The sequence below is a fragment of the Hansschlegelia zhihuaiae genome, from assembly GCF_004103825.1.
Taxonomy (GTDB): domain Bacteria; phylum Pseudomonadota; class Alphaproteobacteria; order Rhizobiales; family Methylopilaceae; genus Methylopila; species Methylopila zhihuaiae.
This window is the reverse complement of the sequence record NZ_RYFI01000017.1, coordinates 56,692-74,660: the sequence shown is the minus strand read 5'-3', so window position 1 is coordinate 74,660 and position 17,969 is coordinate 56,692. Positions and strand designations below refer to the sequence as shown.

The 17,969-nt window shown below is 70.5% G+C and carries 17 protein-coding genes (1 of these 17 running past the window's edge); 12 read left to right on the top strand and 5 right to left on the bottom strand.

The features are described from left to right. Nucleotides 1-28: 28 nt before the first annotated feature. Nucleotides 29-211: a Flp family type IVb pilin gene (locus EK403_RS16770; RefSeq protein ID WP_342633791.1), complete on the top strand. Its 183-nt coding sequence runs from the start codon at nucleotides 29-31 to the stop codon at nucleotides 209-211. Between the two features lie 116 nt (nucleotides 212-327). Here EK403_RS16770 and EK403_RS16765 read toward each other — a convergent pair whose 3' ends face one another. Then, the gene (locus EK403_RS16765; RefSeq protein ID WP_128778614.1) at nucleotides 328-1,206 is read right to left on the bottom strand and encodes a methyltransferase domain-containing protein; all 879 of its coding nucleotides are present in this window, start codon (nucleotides 1,204-1,206) and stop codon (nucleotides 328-330) included. 17 nt (nucleotides 1,207-1,223) lie between these two features. Further along, nucleotides 1,224-2,492 carry an SAM-dependent methyltransferase gene (locus EK403_RS16760; RefSeq protein WP_128778613.1) on the bottom strand — a complete coding sequence of 423 codons (1,269 nt, stop codon included), beginning with the start codon at nucleotides 2,490-2,492 and terminating at the stop codon, nucleotides 1,224-1,226. Nucleotides 2,493-2,561: 69 nt separating this feature from the next. On the opposite strand from EK403_RS16760, the gene EK403_RS16755 reads away from it, so the two are divergent. The 5 genes from EK403_RS16755 to EK403_RS16735 all read left to right on the top strand — a co-directional run bounded on the left by EK403_RS16755 (nucleotide 2,562) and on the right by EK403_RS16735 (nucleotide 5,437). Further along, the gene (locus EK403_RS16755; protein WP_128778612.1) at nucleotides 2,562-3,353 is read left to right on the top strand and encodes a ComF family protein; all 792 of its coding nucleotides are present in this window, start codon (nucleotides 2,562-2,564) and stop codon (nucleotides 3,351-3,353) included. 49 nt (nucleotides 3,354-3,402) lie between these two features. Then, the gene (gene grxC, locus EK403_RS16750; protein WP_128778611.1) at nucleotides 3,403-3,660 is read left to right on the top strand and encodes a glutaredoxin 3; all 258 of its coding nucleotides are present in this window, start codon (nucleotides 3,403-3,405) and stop codon (nucleotides 3,658-3,660) included. Nucleotides 3,661-3,668: 8 nt separating this feature from the next. After that, the gene (locus EK403_RS16745) at nucleotides 3,669-4,538 is read left to right on the top strand and encodes a carbon-nitrogen hydrolase family protein (RefSeq protein WP_128778610.1); all 870 of its coding nucleotides are present in this window, start codon (nucleotides 3,669-3,671) and stop codon (nucleotides 4,536-4,538) included. After that, nucleotides 4,535-5,002: a DUF1178 family protein gene (locus EK403_RS16740; RefSeq protein ID WP_128778609.1), complete on the top strand. Its 468-nt coding sequence runs from the start codon at nucleotides 4,535-4,537 to the stop codon at nucleotides 5,000-5,002. Before EK403_RS16745 ends, EK403_RS16740 begins: the two co-directional genes overlap by 4 nt. 234 nt (nucleotides 5,003-5,236) lie before the next feature. Then, nucleotides 5,237-5,437, top strand: a complete 201-nt coding sequence (locus tag EK403_RS16735; protein WP_128778608.1) for a hypothetical protein — start codon at nucleotides 5,237-5,239, stop codon at nucleotides 5,435-5,437. Between the two features lie 9 nt (nucleotides 5,438-5,446). Here EK403_RS16735 and ubiG read toward each other — a convergent pair whose 3' ends face one another. Continuing rightward, a complete protein-coding gene (ubiG, locus tag EK403_RS16730; RefSeq protein WP_128778607.1) occupies nucleotides 5,447-6,202 on the bottom strand; it encodes a bifunctional 2-polyprenyl-6-hydroxyphenol methylase/3-demethylubiquinol 3-O-methyltransferase UbiG in 756 nt (251 codons plus the stop codon). Between the two features lie 121 nt (nucleotides 6,203-6,323). On the opposite strand from ubiG, the gene EK403_RS16725 reads away from it, so the two are divergent. From EK403_RS16725 to EK403_RS16710, 5 genes are all read left to right on the top strand, one after another. Then, nucleotides 6,324-7,577, top strand: coding sequence for an aspartate kinase (locus tag EK403_RS16725; RefSeq protein WP_128778606.1), 1,254 nt, complete (start codon nucleotides 6,324-6,326; stop codon nucleotides 7,575-7,577). Nucleotides 7,578-7,666: 89 nt separating this feature from the next. Next, nucleotides 7,667-9,943 carry a phosphoenolpyruvate--protein phosphotransferase gene (ptsP, locus tag EK403_RS16720; protein WP_128778605.1) on the top strand — a complete coding sequence of 759 codons (2,277 nt, stop codon included), beginning with the start codon at nucleotides 7,667-7,669 and terminating at the stop codon, nucleotides 9,941-9,943. Beyond that, entirely contained in the window at nucleotides 9,940-11,028 is a 1,089-nt protein-coding gene (gene prfA, locus EK403_RS23340) for a peptide chain release factor 1 (protein WP_245479753.1), read from the top strand. Before ptsP ends, prfA begins: the two co-directional genes overlap by 4 nt. After that, the gene (gene prmC, locus EK403_RS23335) at nucleotides 11,025-11,888 is read left to right on the top strand and encodes a peptide chain release factor N(5)-glutamine methyltransferase (RefSeq protein ID WP_245479752.1); all 864 of its coding nucleotides are present in this window, start codon (nucleotides 11,025-11,027) and stop codon (nucleotides 11,886-11,888) included. Before prfA ends, prmC begins: the two co-directional genes overlap by 4 nt. Before the next feature lie 344 nt (nucleotides 11,889-12,232). After that, on the top strand, nucleotides 12,233-13,345 hold the full coding sequence (locus EK403_RS16710; protein WP_128778604.1) for a DUF4167 domain-containing protein: 1,113 nt from the start codon (nucleotides 12,233-12,235) through the stop codon (nucleotides 13,343-13,345). A 78-nt stretch (nucleotides 13,346-13,423) separates the two neighbouring features. Here EK403_RS16710 and EK403_RS16705 read toward each other — a convergent pair whose 3' ends face one another. Further along, complete coding sequence (locus EK403_RS16705; protein ID WP_428979622.1) at nucleotides 13,424-14,191, bottom strand: MOSC domain-containing protein; 768 nt, start codon at nucleotides 14,189-14,191, stop codon at nucleotides 13,424-13,426. Nucleotides 14,192-14,401: 210 nt separating this feature from the next. Here EK403_RS16705 and clpB point away from each other — a divergent pair, with 210 nt between their 5' ends. Continuing rightward, nucleotides 14,402-17,002 (top strand): ATP-dependent chaperone ClpB, encoded by a 2,601-nt coding sequence (clpB, locus tag EK403_RS16700; protein ID WP_128778603.1) that lies wholly within the window; start codon nucleotides 14,402-14,404, stop codon nucleotides 17,000-17,002. Nucleotides 17,003-17,190: 188 nt separating this feature from the next. Here clpB and EK403_RS16695 read toward each other — a convergent pair whose 3' ends face one another. Then, nucleotides 17,191-17,969: the final stretch of a M23 family metallopeptidase gene (locus EK403_RS16695; protein ID WP_245479751.1), read on the bottom strand. 1,168 nt of this gene lie beyond the right edge of the window; 779 of the gene's 1,947 nt are visible here — the last part of the coding sequence; its start codon lies off the right edge, out of view — the gene reads right to left on this strand; it ends in the stop codon at nucleotides 17,191-17,193.

The following is a 17,969-nucleotide window of genomic DNA, read 5'->3' as shown; positions in this document are numbered from 1 at the left end:
CGCAAGGGGCGGGCTGATGACGGCTGGCATGACGCGCATCATGCGCCGCGCTTTGGGCGATTTCGGCCGCGATCGACGCGGCGCGACCGCGATCGAATATGCGCTAATTGCGGTCGGCATCTCGATCGCGGCGGCGATGACGGTCTACGCTATCGGCTCCTCGCTCAAGACCAATTTCTACGACAAGGTCGAAGAGGCCACGCGGAACTAGGGCCGGTTCGATCAGAACAAGTCGTCATCGGCGGGCTTGACCCGGCGATCCATCGGGCGCGGATGCGCCGCTCAGATAGATGCCGGGGTCAAGCCCGGGCATGATGGGGAGCGTCTTCAATCTCCGCCCGGCGTCCGCTCGTGGACCCCAAGCGCGTCGGCGAGGCGCGCTTTCGCGCTGCCGGGCTTCAGCGGCGTCTGCTGCGATAAATGCGGCGCCCAGCCGGACGCCCAGATGATCTCGAAGGTCGCGCGCACCCGTCCGTCGGGGTCCGAGAAGCGCTCGGCGTAGATCTCGGTCATGCGCGCGAGCGTCGCGCGGCGAAGCGGCCGGCGGCTGCGCTCGGCGAGAACGTTGGTCGCGCCCCAGGCGCGGAGATCGCGCGCCAGATCGAGCGGATGGCCGTAGCGGACCGTGACCTTGTCGACGTCGGTGACGGGAAGCGCGAGGCCGGCGCGCTGGAGCAGCGCGCCGATCGAGCGGACGTCGGCGAAAGGCAGGACGCGGGGGCTCAGGCCCCCCTCGACCTCGGCCTCGGCCGCCGCGAAGGACTGGCGCAGCTCGGTCAGCGTGTCGCCGCCGAGAATCGCGACGAGGAACAGTCCGTCGGGCGCGAGCAGTCGGCGCGCCTGGGCGAACACGCCCGGCAAATCGTCGGCGAAGTGCAGCGCGAGCCCCGACACGACGAGATCGAAGCTTTCCGGCGCGAAGGGCAGGGCCTGCGGGTCGCAGACGAGATCGCCGCCGTCGCCCTCCTCGAAGGCCGCGCGCACGACCCGCGATGCGCCGGGCCGGGCGCGGAGGACATCGGCGACCCGCGGGCCGGGCGTCGCGAGGTCGAGCGCGCGCGGAAACGGCCTGAGCGTCGCGGCGAGTCGGTCCGCGACGTCTTCGGCGACGCGCGCGATCAGGAAGTCATCGCCGCCGCCCGCCCGGGCGCGCCGTCTCGCGCGCTTCAGCGCGGCGCGGTCGACGAGGCTGGGGACGTCCGACATCGGCGCAGGCGCGGCCCTCAGCCCGCCGCCTGAACCTGCGTCTGGGCGGGCGCCGGCCGTGCGGCCCTCTCCCGCTCCTCAAGCCGCCTCTCCGTCTCGCCCATATAGTCGCGGGCGAGCGGCAAAGCGTCGACGTTCCGGGTCAGCTGGATCTGGAACACCATGTGCTTGCCGTAGCGGAACGAGAATTCCGAGATCAGCAGATAGAACTCCCACATCCGGCAGAAGCGTTCGCCGAGCAGCGCCGCGGCCTTGTCGCGGTTGGCCGCGAAACGGCCGCCCCAGGCGAGGCAGGTCTGGGCGTAGTGCAGCCGCCAGATCTCGACGTCCGTGACCCAGAGCTTCGAGGCCTCGATCGCGGGCATCGTCTCGGACAGCGCCGGCGCGTAGCCGCCGGGGAAGATGTATTTCTTCACCCAGGCGCCGGTGGAGCCCGGGCCGCCCTTGCGGCCGATCGAATGTAAGAGCGCGACGCCGTCCTCGGTCAGGAGCGAGCGGATCTTCATGAAGAATTCCGGGATGTTGCGCAGGCCGACATGCTCGAACATGCCGACCGAGACGATCCGGTCGAACGAGCCCTCGACGTCGCGATAGTCCCGCAGTTCGAACTTCACCCGGTCGGAGAGCCCGCGCGCCGCGGCCCGCTCGGTCGCGAGCGCGTGCTGCTCGGTCGACAGCGTGACGCCAAGCACCTCGACGTCGCAGGCCTCGGCCAGATAGATCGCCATCGAACCCCAGCCCGAGCCGATGTCGAGCACCCGCTGGCCGGGCTTCAGGTCGAGCTTGGCTGCGATGTGGCGGAGCTTGTTGACCTGCGCCTCCTCGAGCGTGTCGTCCGGCGTGCGGAAATAGCCGCAGGAGTAGTTCAGCCCGTCGTCGAGGAACAGCCGGTACATCTCGTTCGACAGGTCGTAATGGGTCTCGACGTTCTTCTTCGAGCGCGCGGCGTCGTTCTTCGGCAGGAAGCCGCGCATGCGCTTCACCCAGGCGCGCATCGTCTTCTGGATGGGCTGGGCGCGCAGGTTCTTGCGGTTCAGCGCATAGAGCGTGAGCAGGTCGCGGATCGTGCCCTGCTCGATGGTCAGGGTCCCGTCCATATAGGCTTCGCCGGTCTTCAGCTCCGGATTGAGGAAGAGCTGATGATGCAGCTTCTTGTCGTGAAGCTTGAGCGTCACCTCGGGGCCTGGCGTGTCGCCCTTGAGGACGTGGCTGCGGCCGGCCGCGTCCACGATGGTCAGCGACCCAACATGGACGAAACGGCCCAGCATCGCGTTGACGATCTCCATTGACGGCTCCCGTGCGGCGTGCGGACATCAGTTCGACGCCTGCTTTAGACCAGCCGGAGCGCGGTTTCGATGCCCCTCGGCGCGATGGAGGACGATGCGCCGCAAGGCCTCGCCGCGCGCGCCGCGGTTTTGGCCTCGGCGCTGCGTCGCGCCGGGCGCTTCGGGCTCGGCCTCGTGCTGCCGCCGCAATGCCTCGCCTGCGAGCGGCCCGTGGCCGAGGCCGGCGCGCTCTGCGTCGCCTGCTGGGGCGGGCTCAGGTTGATCGAGCGGCCCTATTGCGAACGGCTCGGCACGCCGTTCCCGGCGGATTTCGGACCGGGCCTCTTGTCGCCCGCCGCGATCGCCAAGCCGCCGGCCTTCGAGCGGGCGCGTGCGGTCGCGCGCTTCGACGGAACGGCGCGGGAGCTCGTCCACCGGCTGAAATATGGCGACGCCGTCCATCTCGCCCGTCCGCTCGGGGCCATGATGGCGCGTGCCGGCCACGAACTCGTCGACCGCGAGGCCGTGCTGATTCCGGTTCCGCTCCACCGCGGCCGGCTGTGGCGCCGCCGCTTCAACCAGTCGGCGCTGCTCGCCAGGGAAATCGCCCGGCTCTCGAAGGCCAAGCTCCGCCTCGACGCCGTCGAGCGCGTGAAGGCGACGCGGCCGCAGGTCGGGCTGAGCGCCGCCCAGCGGGCCGACAACCTCTCGGGCGCGTTTCGGGTCGCGGACCGGGCCGCGGCGGCGGGCCGACGGGTCGTGCTGATCGACGACGTGGTGACCACCGGCGCGACCGTCGATCGGCTGGCGCGGCTTTTGAGACGCGCCGGCGCGACCTCCGTCGACGTCCTGTCTTTCGCCGTGGTTGTGAACGACGGGTGACCGTCTATATCGTCGGGCTTCGCGAAGCGTCCCTCGACCCGAGGCCCGGATGCCGTCAGTCACGATCTACACGCGGTCCGCCTGCCCCTATTGCCACATGGCCAAGGACCTGCTCGAGGCCAAGAGCGTGTCGTTCGAGGAGATCGACATCGGCCGCGAGCCCGACCGCCGCTGCGAGATGATCGAGCGGGCCGGGGGGCGGATGACGGTGCCGCAGATCTTCATCGACGGCCGGCATGTCGGCGGCTGCGACGACCTCTACGCCCTCGACCGGTCCGGCGGCCTCGACCCGATGCTCGCCGCGTGACCGGCTCGATGACCGATCGCCGCTTCGTCGCGGCCTGCCTGCAGATGCGCTCCGGCATGACGGTCGCGGCCAATGTCGACGAGGCCGTGCGGCTCGCGCGGGAGGCGGCGTCGGGCGGCGCGAGCTATCTGCAGACGCCAGAGATGACCAACGTCCTGGTCCGCTCGCGCGAAGAACTGTTCGACCGGATCCTGCCCGAGGAGGCGGATCCGGCGCTCGCGGCGTTCCAGGAGCTCGCCCGCGTGCTCAAGGTCTGGGTCCATGTCGGTTCGCTCGCGATCCGCCTCGAGGGCGAGCGCGCCGCCAACCGCGCCTTCGTGATCGATCCCTCGGGCGAGATCGTCGCGCGCTACGACAAGATCCACATGTTCGACGTCGACCTGCCGGACGGCGAGAGCTGGCGTGAGTCGCAGACCTACCGCGCCGGCGAGCAGGCCGTGGTCGTAGACCTGCCCTGGGGGCGGCTCGGGCTGACCATCTGCTACGACGTCCGCTTTCCGACCCTGCACCGGGCGCTCGCTGAGAACGGCGCCGAGCTGCTGGCCTCGCCCGCGGCCTTCACCAGGAAGACCGGCGAGGCGCATTGGCATGTGCTGCTCCGGGCGCGGGCGGTCGAGAACGGCGCCTTCGTGATCGCGGCCGCGCGGGGCGCCCGCCACGAGGACGGCCGCGAGACCTACGGCCACAGCCTGATCGTCGACCCTTGGGGCCGGGTGCTGGCCGAGGGCGGAGAAGAGCCGAGCGTGATCATGGCCGAGATCGACGTCTCGAAGTCGCCCGACATCCGCAAGCGCATCCCCTCGCTCGAGAACGGGCGCCGCTTCGCGGTCCAGCCGCTGCCAAGCGCGCCCGCCATGCTGCACGACGTCAATCCATGATCCGCTACAGTCTCGTGTGCGACGCCGGCCACGGCTTCGACGGCTGGTTCCGCTCGTCCGGCGATTTCGACGCCCAGGCCGGCGGCGGGCTGCTGTCCTGCCCGTCCTGCGGGTCGGCCAAGATCGGAAAGGCGCTGATGGCGCCTTCGGTGAGGCTCAAAGGCGCGGCGGAGCCGGCGGGAACGCCCGCGCGGGAGGAACTCCCGGCTTCTGCGCCGGACATGTCGTTCACCAATGACCGCGAACAGAAGCTGCGGGGAATGCTGCGCGAGCTCCGCGCGCATATGACGAAGAACTCCGAGGACGTCGGCGAGAAATTCCCGGAGATCGCGCGGAAGATGCACGCCGAGGAGATCGAGCGCCGCACGGTGCACGGCAAGGCGACTGCCGAGGAGGCGAAGGCGCTGGTCGAGGAAGGCGTCGCGATCCAGCCGCTGCCGACCTTCCCGGACGAGATGAACTGAGCGCAGGGCTGACCTGCGCCGGACCGCATTGACTTGAAGGCTCCGCGGAGCGATTTCGCGCGGGCCGACCCGGCGCTTTTGCGCCGCGAGGCGTCACAGGAACCCCGACGATCATGCCAGACGACAGTAGTCGATGGACCGAGCCGCACGCGGCCGTTCGCGCAAGGCGCGCCTGATCGTCTGATCGGGTTCGCCCGCGACCGGCCGCAGCGGCCGGTCGGAAAGGCGAGCCCCATGACCTTCAAGAACATCTTCGCGCCGGCCCGGTCCGGCGAGGACATGCCGAGCGCCTGCGAGCATTCGCACAAGGTGCTGTTCGGTCTCTTGGCGCTGACCTTCGCGCCGATGCTGCTGGCGCATGTTTTCTGCATGAGCCAGGAGGCGGAGGCCGCCGCCGCGCCGACGGCCGTCGAGCAGTCGGCGGCGGCGCGGTGAGGCGGGCGCTCAGCCCGCCTTCGCCGCCGCCATCGCGTAGTTGACCGACATGTCGTCGCTCTGGCCCCAGCAGTTCTTCAGCGGGTCGAACTTGATGCCGCGCTGGTCGGAGACCTCGAGCCCGGCCGCGCGGGCGGCGATGCGGAGCTCCGCGGGCGTCACGAACTTCTCGTAGGAGTGGGTGCCGACCGGCAGCCAGCGCAGCACGTATTCGGCGCCCACGATGACGAGCGCATGGGCCATCAGCGTGCGGTTGATGGTCGAGAACAGCGCGAGCCCGCCGGGCTTCACGAGCTTGCCGACCGTGCCCACGAAGGCGTCGACGTCGGCGACGTGTTCGACCACCTCGGACGCCACCACGACGTCGAACTGGGCGCGCTCGGCGACGAGCTCCTCGGCGGTCGTGGCCCGATAGGCGATGTCGAGCCCATGTTCCTCGGCATGGGCCTTCGCGACTTCGATCAGGTCCGGGGCGGGGTCGACGCCCGTGACCGCCCCGCCGAGCCGTGCGAGCGGCTCGGCCAGCACGCCGGCGCCGCAGCCGATGTCCAGCACGGTCAACCCGTCGAGCGGGCGCATGCCCTGCGCGTCGCGGGCGAAGCGGGCGCAGGCGGCGTCGCGGAAGATCGCGACCCGCGCGGGATTGAATCTGTGCAGCGGCCGCATCGGGCCGTCCGGATCCCACCAGCGGCCCGCGAGCGCGTCGAAACGCGCCACCTCCGCGGCGTCGAGGCTCGCAGCTCGGCCCGGCTGACGTCCCGCCATTCGCGTCTCCTCTCCGCCGTTGTGTCGCGGATGTCCCGCGGCTATCTATAGCCGCCTTTTCGCCCGGCCGCTTCGGAACGGGCCGTTCTCCCGTCCGTCCAGAAAGCTGTTCTCGCGTCCTATGTCCCGCATCGTCATGAAGTTCGGCGGCACCTCGGTCGCGAACGTCGAGCGCATCCGAAACGTCGCCGCCCATGTGAAGCGGGAGGTTGACGCCGGCCACGAGGTCGCCGTGGTGGTCTCGGCCATGGCCGGCGCCACCAACCAGCTCGTCGCCTGGACCAGGGAGGCGTCCGCGATCCACGACGCGCGGGAATACGACGCGATCGTGGCCTCGGGCGAGCAGGTGACGTCGGGGCTGCTGGCGATCGCGCTGCAGGGCATGGGCGTCACCGCGCGGTCGTTCCAGGGCTGGCAGATCCCGCTCAGGACCGACGCGGCGCATGGCGCGGCGCGGATCGCCGAGATCGACGGTTCGGCGCTGATCTCGCGCCTCGTCGACAAACAGGTGCCGGTGATCGCAGGCTTCCAGGGCGTCGGCCCCGACAACCGCATCTCGACGCTCGGCCGCGGCGGCTCGGACACCAGCGCGGTCGCGGTGGCGGCGGCCGTGAAGGCCGACCGCTGCGACATCTACACCGATGTCGACGGCGTCTACACCACCGACCCGCGAATCGTGCCGCAGGCGCAGCGTCTCTATAAGATCGCCTTCGAGGAGATGCTTGAGATGGCCTCGCTCGGGGCCAAGGTCATGCAGGTGCGCTCCGTCGAGATGGCGATGGTGCACAAGGTCAGGGTGTTCGTGCGATCGAGCTTCGACGCGCCGGACGCCGCCCAGACGGGTCCCGACGGCCATCCGGTCGGGACGCTCATCTGCGACGAGGACGAAATCGTGGAAAGTCAGGTCGTCACCGGCATCGCCTACACCAAGGACGAGGCCCAGATCACGCTCCGCCGGGTGCAGGACCGGCCGGGGGTCGCGGCCGGCGTGTTCGGCCCGCTCGCGGAGGCCGCGATCAATGTCGACATGATCGTCCAGAACATCTCCGAGGACGGCAAGACCACCGACATCACCTTCACGCTGCCGACGTCCGACCAGGCGCGGGCGATCGACATCCTGAACGCCAGACAAGCCGAGATCGGCTTCGAGGCGCTCAACACCGAGGCCGACGCCTGCAAGGTGTCGGTCATCGGCATCGGCATGCGCAGCCACGCCGGCGTCGCGGCGCAGGCCTTCCAGGCGCTCGCCAAGCGCGGCGTCAACATCCGCGCGATCACCACCTCGGAGATCAAGATCTCGGTGCTGATCGATACGGCTTTCGCCGAACTTGCCGTCAGAACGCTGCATTCGGTATACGGGCTCGACAAGGCCTGAGCGCGGCCTTTTACGCGGGCGACCGCGGACGCTAAGCTGACCCTCGCGGTTATCGCGCGGGCGCAGATCCAATATCCGGAGAGCGGAAGATGCGAGGCGCTTATGGCGGCCCGCGCGTGCTTTTGCGCCGGCTGCGCGAGGTCATGGCTGATCCGGTCGCGGCGCAGGAGCGCCTCGACCGCATCGTCGTGCTGATCGCCGCCAACATGGTGGCCGAGGTCTGCTCGGTCTACGTGCTGCGCGTCGACGGCGACCTCGAGCTCTATGCGACCGAGGGCCTCAACCGCGAGGCCGTGCACCGCACCACCATGCACAAGGGTGAGGGACTGGTCGGCCTGGTGGCCGACGAGGCGGAGCCCGTCAATCTGTCGGACGCCCAGGCGCATCCGGCCTTCTCCTACAAGCCCGAGACCGGCGAGGAGATCTTCCACTCCTTCCTCGGCGTGCCGATCCTGCGCGCCGGCAACACGCTCGGCGTGCTGGTCGTCCAGAACAAGTCGCACCGCACTTACTCCGACGAGGAAATCGAGGCGCTCCAGACCACCGCCATGGTGATCGCCGAGATGATCGCGAGCGGCGAGCTCGGAGGCGCCGAGACCGGCCTCGAGCCGGTCGGACGCAGGCCGGCCCATGCGGGCGGGGCGGCGCTGTCGGAGGGCATCGGGCTCGGCCATGTCGTGCTGCACGAGCCGCGCGTCGTGGTGAAGACCTTCATCGCTGAGGACACCGAGGCCGAGCTCAAGCGCCTCGACACGGCGCTCGCGGGCCTCAGGGCCTCGATCGACGTGCTGCTCGACGACGGCGAGGTGGCGCGCGCCGGCGAGCATCGCGACGTGCTCGAGGCCTTCCGGATGTTCGCGAACGACCGCGGCTGGGGGCGGCGGCTGCACGAGGCGGTGCAGACCGGCATCACCGCCGAGGCCGCCGTCGAGCGCGTCCAGTCCGACACGCGCGCCCGCATGCAGCGCCAGACGGACCCCTATCTCCGGGAGCGCCTGCACGACCTCGACGATCTCGCGAATCGGCTCCTCCGCGAGCTGACCGCGCCCGGCCAGGGCATGGCGCCGGTCGCAGCCGAGCTGCCCGAGAACGCCATCGTGGTGGCGCGGTCCATGGGCCCGGCGGCCCTGCTCGACTACGACCGCACGAGGCTGCGCGGCCTCGTGCTCGAGGAGGGCTCGGCGTCGAGCCATGTGGCGATCGTCGCCCGCGCCCTCGGCATCGCGGCCGTCGGGCAGATCGAGAACGCGACCGGCCTCGTGGAGTCGGGCGACGCCATCATCGTCGACGGCGTGTCGGGCGAGGTGCATGTGCGCCCGACCCAGGACGTCGAGCGCGCCTATGTGGACAAGGTCCGGTTCCGCGCGCGCAAGCAGGAGCAGTACCGCGCGCTGCGCGAGCGGCCGTCCGCGACCATCGACGGCGCGGAGGTCAAGCTCCTGCTGAACGCAGGCCTCCTGGTCGACCTGCCGCATCTCGCAGAGACCGGCGCCCATGGCATCGGCCTGTTCCGCACCGAGCTGCAATTCATGGTGGCGTCCTCGATGCCCAAGACCGCGGCGCAGCAGCAGCTCTACCGCGCCGTGCTCGACGCCGCGGACGGCCGGCCCGTCACGTTCCGCACGCTCGATGTCGGGGGCGACAAGATACTGCCCTACATGCATCGCGAGCCCGAGGAGAACCCGGCGCTCGGCTGGCGGGCGATCCGGCTCGGGCTCGACCGGCCGGCGCTGCTGCGCACCCAGGTGCGCGCTTTGCTCAACGCCGGCGGCGGACGGGATCTCCGCATCATGTTCCCGATGGTGGCCTGCGTCTCGGAGATCGACGGCGCGCGCGACATCGTCCGCCGCGAGCTGGCCCGGCTGGTGAAGCACGGCCATCCGGCGCCCTCCTCTGTCGAGGTCGGCGTCATGATCGAGGTGCCGTCGCTGCTGTTCCAGCTCGACGAGGTGCTGGAGCGCGTCGACTTCGTCTCGGTCGGCTCCAACGACCTGATGCAGTTCCTGTTCGCGGTCGACCGCGGCAACGCGCGCGTCTCCGGGCGCTTCGATCCGCTGAGCCCGGCGTTCCTCAGGACCCTCGCCCGTATCGCGGACCGCGCCAAGGCGGCGGGCAAGCCCGTGACGCTCTGCGGCGAGATCGGCGCGCGGCCGCTCGAGGCGCTGGCGCTGGTCGGCGTCGGCTATCGCTCGCTCTCGATGTCGCCGGCCTCGATCGGCCCGGTGAAGGCCGCGCTGATCGAGGCCGACGCGGCGGAGCTCGCCGCCTTCATGACGCCGCTCATCGCCCGTGCGGATGGCAAGGCCTCGCTCCGCGCCGAGATCGAGGCCTTCGCGGCGAAGCGGGGCCTGCAGGTCGCCCCATGAGCTCCGCGCTGTCCGCCGACCGGCTCGAGGCCGTCCTCGAGCGATTTGCGACCGTCGAGCACGAGCTGGGCGCGACCACCGACGGCGGCGAGCTGGCGAAGCTCGGCCGCGAGCGCGCCGAGCTCGAGCCGGTGGTCGAGGCCATCCGGGCGCTGCGCGCGACCGAGGCCGAGATCCGCGATCTCGACGGCCTGATCGCCGATCCCGCGACCGAGGCCGAGATGCGCGCGCTCGCGGAAGCCGAGCGCGACGACGCGCGGGGACGGCTTTCGGCCGCCGCCGAGGCGCTGCAGCTCGAGCTGCTGCCGAAGGACGAGGCGGACGAGCGCGGCGTCATCCTGGAGGTGCGCGCCGGCACGGGCGGCGACGAGGCGGCGCTGTTCGCCGGCGACCTGTTCCGGATGTACCAGCGCTATGCGGACGCACAGCGCTGGCGCGTCGATATTCTGAGCGCGAGCGAGGGCGCGGTCGGCGGCTTCAAGGAGATCGTCGCCGAGATCGCGGGCGATGGCGTGTTCGGACGGCTCAAATTCGAGTCCGGGGTGCACCGCGTCCAGCGGGTGCCCGCGACCGAAGGCTCGGGGCGCATCCACACCTCCGCCGCGACCGTCGCGGTGCTGCCCGAGGCCGAGGAGGTCGACGTCGCGCTCGACGACAGCGAGCTGCGCTTCGACGTGTTCCGCGCGCAAGGAGCGGGCGGACAGCACGTCAACAAGACCGAGTCGGCGGTGCGCGTGACGCATCTGCCGACCGGAATCGCGGTCGCGGTGCAGGACGAGCGCTCGCAGCACCGGAACCGCGCGCGGGCGATCGCGCTGCTTCGCGCCAAGCTCTACGACATCGAGCGCGAGCGCGTGGACACGGCGCGCGCCGACGCGCGGCGGGTCCAGGTCGGCTCCGGCGACCGTTCGGAGCGCATCCGCACCTACAATTTCCCGCAAGGGCGCGTCACCGACCACCGCATCGGCCTGACCCTCTACAAGCTCGACGCCGTGATGGCGGGAGAGGCGCTCGGCGAGCTGATCGACGCGCTCTCGGCCGAGCAGCGCGCGCGGCTGCTCGCGGCCGAAGACCAGGCGGCGTGACGCGGAGCGACGTCCTGCGGAAGGCCGCCCTGCGGCTCGCCGAGGCGGGCCTGCCGACGCCGGAGCTCGAGGCGCGAGCGCTCGCGCAGGAGGCGTTGGGCCTCAGCCCGACGCAGCTTCTGGCGGACGGCGGAGCAGAGGTTTCGCTCCTCCGATCCGCGCAGCTCGACGCGTTTCTGGATCGCCGCCTTTCGGGCGAGCCGGTCGACCGCATTCTCGGGTGCCGGGAATTCTGGGGGCTGGGCTTCGCGCTGTCTCCCGAAACCCTTTCGCCCCGCCCGGACACCGAGACCGTCGTGGAGGCCGCGCTCGCCGAGATCGGCGACGCCGACGGCGCGATCTCGGTCCTCGATCTCGGGACGGGCTCCGGCTGCCTGCTGCTGGCGCTCCTGTCGGAGCTGCCCAACGCCTGGGGGCTCGGGGTGGACTTGTCTCCCGGGGCGGCGAACACCGCGCGGGAGAACGCCGAGTCGCTCGGCCTCGCAGGCCGGGCGCGCTTCGCTGCCGGCCACTGGGCCGCGGCGGTCGCGACCCGCTTCGACCTCCTGGTCTCGAACCCGCCTTATATTGCGACGGACGACATCGCGGCGCTCGACGTCGAGGTGCGGGCCCATGACCCGCGCCGCGCCCTCGATGGCGGGACCGACGGCCTCGACGCCTACCGGGCGATCCTGCGCGAGGCGCCGCGTCTGCTCGCGCCCGGCGGGGCGGCAGTGCTGGAGCTCGGCGCCGGCCAGGCCGGCGCGGTCGGCGAGCTCGCCGTCGCGTCGGGACTTGCGGTCATCCGCGCGGCCCGCGATCTCGCCGGGGTGGAGCGCGCGCTGGTTGTTCGCGCGCCGCACAGGGGCTCGGGCAAATAGGCCTTGGAATCCGAGAGCGGCGCGGCTATGTTCCGGATCGGAATCATCCAGAGCCCGACTGCCGCTGAGCGGCGTCCGTGAGCGGCGGATGAAAAATTTCAGGGCGCCGCCGCGTCCCGAGGGTGCGGCTGGTTCTGGAAGATCGACGCAAAGCTTCGATCACGCCGGATCGCCGGACCGGGCCTTCAAGGCCTGTTTTGGCGACCGAGACGCGCGAGGGCCCTTGGCGTTTCCGAGCGGGAGCGCGGGGCCACGCCGTCGCGGAAGGCCGCGTGACGGGCGAGCCCGGTCCGATCGCCCTTCGGGGCATCCTTAGCTTAAGGCGAGAACTGATTTTGAACCCGATGAGGCAAGGACAGTCGAAGCGCATCCGCGGTCGCAGCCGCGGGAGCAACAGCGGCGGCGGCAGCGGCGGCAAGGGTCCCAACCCGCTCAGCCGCACCTACGAGTCGAACGGCCCGGACGTGAAGATCCGCGGTACGGCGGGCACCATCGCGGACAAATACGTCCAGCTCTCGCGTGACGCGCTGACGGCGGGCGACCCGGTCGGCGCCGAGAACTACATGCAGCACGCCGAGCACTATTATCGCCTTCTGGCGGCCGCGCAGGCGCAGTACCAGCCGCACCAGACCTTCGTGCGGGCCGACGCCGACGACTTCAACGACGTCGATTTCGACGAGGAGGGCGGCGAGCAGCAGAGCGAGGCCAACGGCCAGCCCTATGCGGGCCAGAACGGCGCGCCCCAGGGTCAGGCCGGGCAGGGCGGACAGCCCAACAACCAGCCGCAGCAGTCGCGCCAGCAGAATGGCGGCCGGCCGAACAACGGCTATCCCCAGCAGCAGCCGCGCTACGACCGCAACGACCGGCGTCCCGACAACCGCCAGGACGGTCGTCCCGACAACCGGCAGGACAATCGCTACGACCGCAACGATCCGAACCGGCAGCAGGGCGGCCGGCCGGACAACCGCTACGACGCCAACCGGCATGAGGGCGGCGGTCGCGACGACCGTCGCCCCGACCGCGGCGATCGTCCCTATGAGCGCGACGATCGGGTCCAGGAGCGCGGGCAAGAGCGCGGCCAGGACCGCGGGCCGCGCGTGAACGGCATGGGCGACCAGCCCTCCGTCGGCGATTTGCCGGCCTTCATCACCGGCGGCGGCGCGAGCGCCTCGCCCGAGCCGGCGGCCCAGCCGGCTCCCGAGGAGAAGGCGCCGGTCCAGGCCCGGACCCGGCCCGAAGTCCCCGCGCCGCAGCCCGAACCCGAGGCGACCGCCCCCGCGGCCGCCGAGCCCGCAGCCGTCGAGACTGCGTCGGAAGACGGCGATCCGCGCGGCCAGGACGGCGCCGCGCCCTCGCGCAGCCGCCGGCGCCGCTACGGCCGCTACGGCCGGTCGCCCTCCTCGGACGAGGCGGGCGAGACCGCGGCCCAGCCGGAGCCCGAGACGTCTTCGGACTGAGGTCGCGCTGTCAGGCTCCAGCCCATTTCGGGGCCCGAAGCGTCGCTTCGGGCCCTTTTGCTTTGGCTCGCAAGCGTCTCAGACCAGCCGGACCGGCGCCCCGACCGCGATGCGGCCCGCAGTGACGGCCTGCGCATAGACGCCGCAATCGGCGTGGCCGAGGCGCTGCTGCAGAAGCCGGGGCACGGGCATGTCGCGCGCCGCCGTCGTCGGGTCGACCTCGGTGGCGGCGCAGCGGACTGTGCGGTCGACGACCCGGAACCGGACCTCGCCCACGAGGAGGTCGCGGCCGACCCATTCGAGTTCGTCCCAGGCCCCGAACCCTTCGAAGTCGAGATTGCCGCGGAACCGCAGCGGATCGACGGGCGCGCCCGCAAAATCCTCGATCGCCGCGACGCTCGCGAGGTTGATGAGCGACAGCACGCCCTTCGAGGTGTCGGAGAAAGTGTGGCCCTTGGGCGCCGGCAGCACCTTGAGCGGGCCGCGCCGCTCCTCGCCCATGAAATCCGAGAACCATGCCGCCGTCTTCTCGCGGCCTGCCTCTGTGGTGAGGTCCGCCGAGAGCGCAAGCGCGCCGTCGCGGGAGATTTCGAGACGGCCGGTCGCGGCGTCGAAGCGGGTCTCAAGTCCCGCGAGCCGGGCGTTCTTCATCAGGCAGAGGAACTTGACCTTGGGCAGCTTCGCCGGGCGTTCGGGGTCGAAGCCCGAGGGGCCGTTCTCGATCGCGTAGGCCCGGTCTCCGGCGATCGGACGGCCGGGTTCGACCTCAACGGCGTCGAGAGCTTCGGGCGAGAGTCCCTTCACGGGAAAGCGCCGGAGCGCTGCGACGCGGCCTTCGGAACGCACGATCTCTCCTGTGACAAATATCAAAGCGCAGGGAACAAGCGACGCCTACCATCCCCTTTTGTGGCTCAATGGCAACACCCATATCGCCGCCAGCAGGTCGCTAAAAGAGGACCTGCGACGTCGTCTCCGGACGGCGGGCGAGGATTGAGGCGTCGGCCGCGTGGGCCATTTTGGTGGCTGCGAAAGCCGGCGCGCTCGGAAGGAGACGTCATGAACCCTGAAATCTATACGGAACGCGTGCGGGGCTTCCTGCAGTCGGCGCAGTCGGCGGCGGCGGGCGCCGGGCATCAGCAGCTCTTGCCCGAACACATCCTCAAGGTGCTGCTCGACGACCCGGAAGGCCTCGCCTCCGGCCTGATCGACCGCGCCGGCGGCCGCTCGGCCGACGCTAGGCTCGCCGTGGAGGCCGCGCTGAAGAAGGTCCCCGTCGTCCAGGGCGGCGGGGCCGGCAACCTCTATCTCGCGCCCGCGACCGCGCGGGTGTTCAATTCGGCCGAGCAGCTCGCCAAGAAGGCCAAGGACCAGTTCGTCACCGCCGAGCGGCTGCTCACCGCGCTCGCGATGGAGAAGGACACCGAGGCCGGCAAGGCGCTCGCCGCCGCGGGCGCGACGCCGCAGTCGCTGAACGCCGCGATCGAGGAGCTGCGCAAGGGCCGCACCGCCGATTCGGCGACGGCCGAGAACGCCTATGACGCGCTGAAGCGCTACGCCCGTGACCTCACGGCGGTGGCCCGCGAGGGCAAGCTCGACCCGGTGATCGGCCGCGACGAGGAGATCCGCCGCACCATCCAGGTGCTGTCGCGCCGCACCAAGAACAATCCCGTGCTGATCGGCGAGCCCGGCGTCGGCAAGACCGCGATCGTCGAGGGGCTGGCGCTGCGCATCGTCAACGGCGACGTGCCCGAATCGCTCAAGGAGAAGCGCCTGCTCGCGCTCGACCTCGGCAGCCTGATCGCCGGCGCGAAATATCGCGGCGAGTTCGAGGAGCGGCTGAAGGCCGTGCTGTCCGAGGTCACCTCCGCCGCGGGCCAGATCATCCTGTTCATCGACGAGATGCACACGCTGGTCGGGGCCGGCAAGGCGGACGGCGCGATGGACGCCTCCAACCTGCTGAAGCCCGCGCTCGCCCGAGGCGAACTGCACTGCGTCGGCGCGACCACGCTCGACGAGTACAGGAAGCATGTCGAGAAGGACGCGGCGCTTGCCCGGCGCTTCCAGCCGGTCTTCGTCTCCGAGCCGACCGTCGAGGACACGATCTCGATCCTGCGCGGCATCAAGGAGAAGTACGAGCTGCACCACGGCGTGCGGATCGCCGATTCGGCGCTGGTCGCGGCCGCGACGCTCTCGAACCGCTACATCACCGACCGCTTCCTGCCCGACAAGGCCATCGACCTTATGGACGAGGCCTCGTCCCGGCTGCGCATGCAGGTCGATTCGAAGCCAGAGGCGCTCGACGAGCTCGACCGGCGAATCATCCAGCTCAAGATCGAGCGCGAGGCGCTGAAGAAGGAGACCGACCAGGCCTCCCGGGATCGGCTCGACCGGCTCGAAGCGGAACTCGCCGATCTCGAGGAGGAGGCGAGCGCCGTCACCGCCAAGTGGCAGAACGAGAAGGACAAGCTCGGCCGCGCCCAGGCGCTGAAGGAGAATCTCGACAGAGCGCGCACCGAGCTCGAACTCGCGCAGCGGCACGGCGACCTCGCGCGCGCCGGCGAGCTCGCCTATGGCGTGATCCCGAAGCTCGAGCGCGAGCTGAAGGAGACCGAGGAGGCCGCCAATGAGGCGGGCTCCATGGTCGAGGAGGTCGTCACCCCGGACCGAATCGCCCAGGTCGTGTCGCGCTGGACCGGCGTGCCGGTCGACAAGATGCTCGAGGGCGAGCGCGCCAAGCTCCTTCGCATGGAGGACGAGCTAGCCAAGCGCGTCGTCGGACAGGGCGAGGCCGTGCAGGCGGTGTCGACCGCAGTCCGCCGGGCGAGGGCGGGTCTTCAGGATCCCAATCGCCCGATCGGCTCGTTCATGTTCCTGGGGCCGACCGGCGTCGGAAAGACCGAGCTGACCAAGGCGCTGGCGGCGTTCCTGTTCGACGACGACAGCGCGATGGTTCGCCTCGACATGTCCGAATACATGGAGAAGCATTCGGTCTCCCGGCTGATCGGCGCACCTCCCGGCTATGTCGGCTACGAGGAGGGCGGGGCGCTGACCGAGGCGGTCAGGCGCAGGCCCTACCAGGTCGTGCTGTTCGACGAGGTCGAGAAGGCGCATCCGGACGTCTTCAACGTCCTGCTGCAGGTGCTCGACGACGGGCGGCTGACGGACGGGCAGGGGCGCACGGTCGACTTCCGCAACACGCTGCTGATCATGACCTCGAATCTCGGGTCGGAGTATCTGGTCAACCAGCCGGAGGGCGAGGACACCGACGCGGTGCGCGATCTGGTGATGGGGCAGGTGCGGGCGCATTTCCGGCCCGAATTCCTGAACCGCGTGGACGACATCGTGCTGTTCCACCGGCTCCGGCGCGAGCAGATGGGCGCGATCGTCGACATCCAGCTCGAGCGGCTGAAGCGCCTGCTCGAGGATCGCAAGATCACGCTGGAGATGACGCCTGCGGCGCGCGACTGGCTCGCCCAAAAGGGCTACGACCCGGCCTATGGGGCGCGGCCGCTGAAGCGGACGATCCAGAAATACCTGCAGGACCCGCTCGCCGAGCTGATCCTCGCGGGCGACGTCAAGGACGGCGCGACGGTGCCGGTCGACGCGGTCGGCTCGGGGCTGCAGGTCGGCGAGCGGCTGGTCGCCGCGGCGGCGTGACGGCCAGAGGTCGCGTCAAGCGTTCGACGTTGAGCCTCGCGCCTCCTCCACCATGCTTTGCATGGTCCCCCTCCTCCGCGATGCGGAGGAGGATCACACACGGCGCCGCCTCTGCTCCTCCCCTGCGTCAGCGGGGGAGGGGAGCGCGAAGCGGTGGAGGGGGCTGACGCGCGCAGGCATCTGTCGTCCTACCCTCCGCCGTTCGCCAGCGTCGCCTTCTGCGCGGTCGACGGCCCGCGGCCGAGCAGGCCGTCGATCCGCGCGCGCTCCTCGCCGAACCTGGCGAGCAGCTCGCCGTCGAGCTCGCGGCCGCGCGGCAGCTTCACGGTCATCGGGTTCACGAATCGGCCGTTGATCATCACCTCGTAGTGGAGGTGCGCGCCGGTCGAGAGGCCGGTCGAGCCCACATAGCCGACCACCTGTCCCTGCCGCACCCGCGCGCCCGGCTGAACGCCGCGCGCGATGCCGGACATGTGGTTGTAGGTGGTCTCGTAGCCATTGGCGTGCTGAAGGACGACCTGGCGGCCATAGCCGCTCATCCAGCCGGCCTTCTCGACCGCGCCGTTGCCCGAGGCCACGATCGGCGTGCCGGTCGGCGCCGCCCAGTCGACGCCGGTGTGCATCTTGGAATAGCCGAGCACCGGGTGGCGGCGGAAGCCGAAGCCCGAGCGCATCACGCCGCCGGTCATCGGCTTCCTCATCAGGAACTTCTTCGCCGACTTTCCGGCCTCGTCGTAGAAGTCGGTGAGCCCATCGTCGTCGGTCTCGAACCGGTAGAAACGGCGCTGTTCGTCGCCGAGCTTCAGCGACATGAAGGCGACCTCGCCGTCGCCCCCCTGCTCGTTGGGATCGCTGAAGAACACCTCGAAGCCGTCGCCCGCGCCGACCGGCCGGTTGAAGTCGACGTCGTAGGAGACGATCCGCACCATTTCGTCGATCACGGGCGGCGGCACCTGGTTCCTGAGCG

Bases quoted from the DNA above. Each gene is read 5' to 3' on its own strand.
- grxC (WP_128778611.1), top strand. From the start codon at position 3,403: ATGCCGTCAGTCACGATCTACACGCGGTCCGCCTGCCCCTATTGCCAC.
- EK403_RS16770 (WP_342633791.1), top strand. From the start codon at position 29: ATGACGCGCATCATGCGCCGCGCTTTGGGCGATTTCGGCCGCGATCGA.
- EK403_RS16710 (WP_128778604.1), top strand. From the start codon at position 12,233: ATGAGGCAAGGACAGTCGAAGCGCATCCGCGGTCGCAGCCGCGGGAGC.
- EK403_RS16745 (WP_128778610.1), top strand. From the start codon at position 3,669: ATGACCGATCGCCGCTTCGTCGCGGCCTGCCTGCAGATGCGCTCCGGC.
- EK403_RS16755 (WP_128778612.1), top strand. From the start codon at position 2,562: ATGCCCCTCGGCGCGATGGAGGACGATGCGCCGCAAGGCCTCGCCGCG.
- ptsP (WP_128778605.1), top strand. From the start codon at position 7,667: ATGCGAGGCGCTTATGGCGGCCCGCGCGTGCTTTTGCGCCGGCTGCGC.
- EK403_RS16765 (WP_128778614.1), bottom strand. From the start codon at position 1,206: ATGTCGGACGTCCCCAGCCTCGTCGACCGCGCCGCGCTGAAGCGCGCG.
- EK403_RS16760 (WP_128778613.1), bottom strand. From the start codon at position 2,492: ATGGAGATCGTCAACGCGATGCTGGGCCGTTTCGTCCATGTTGGGTCG.
- EK403_RS16735 (WP_128778608.1), top strand. From the start codon at position 5,237: ATGACCTTCAAGAACATCTTCGCGCCGGCCCGGTCCGGCGAGGACATG.
- prfA (WP_245479753.1), top strand. From the start codon at position 9,940: ATGAGCTCCGCGCTGTCCGCCGACCGGCTCGAGGCCGTCCTCGAGCGA.
- EK403_RS16725 (WP_128778606.1), top strand. From the start codon at position 6,324: ATGTCCCGCATCGTCATGAAGTTCGGCGGCACCTCGGTCGCGAACGTC.
- clpB (WP_128778603.1), top strand. From the start codon at position 14,402: ATGAACCCTGAAATCTATACGGAACGCGTGCGGGGCTTCCTGCAGTCG.
- EK403_RS16740 (WP_128778609.1), top strand. From the start codon at position 4,535: ATGATCCGCTACAGTCTCGTGTGCGACGCCGGCCACGGCTTCGACGGC.
- ubiG (WP_128778607.1), bottom strand. From the start codon at position 6,202: ATGGCGGGACGTCAGCCGGGCCGAGCTGCGAGCCTCGACGCCGCGGAG.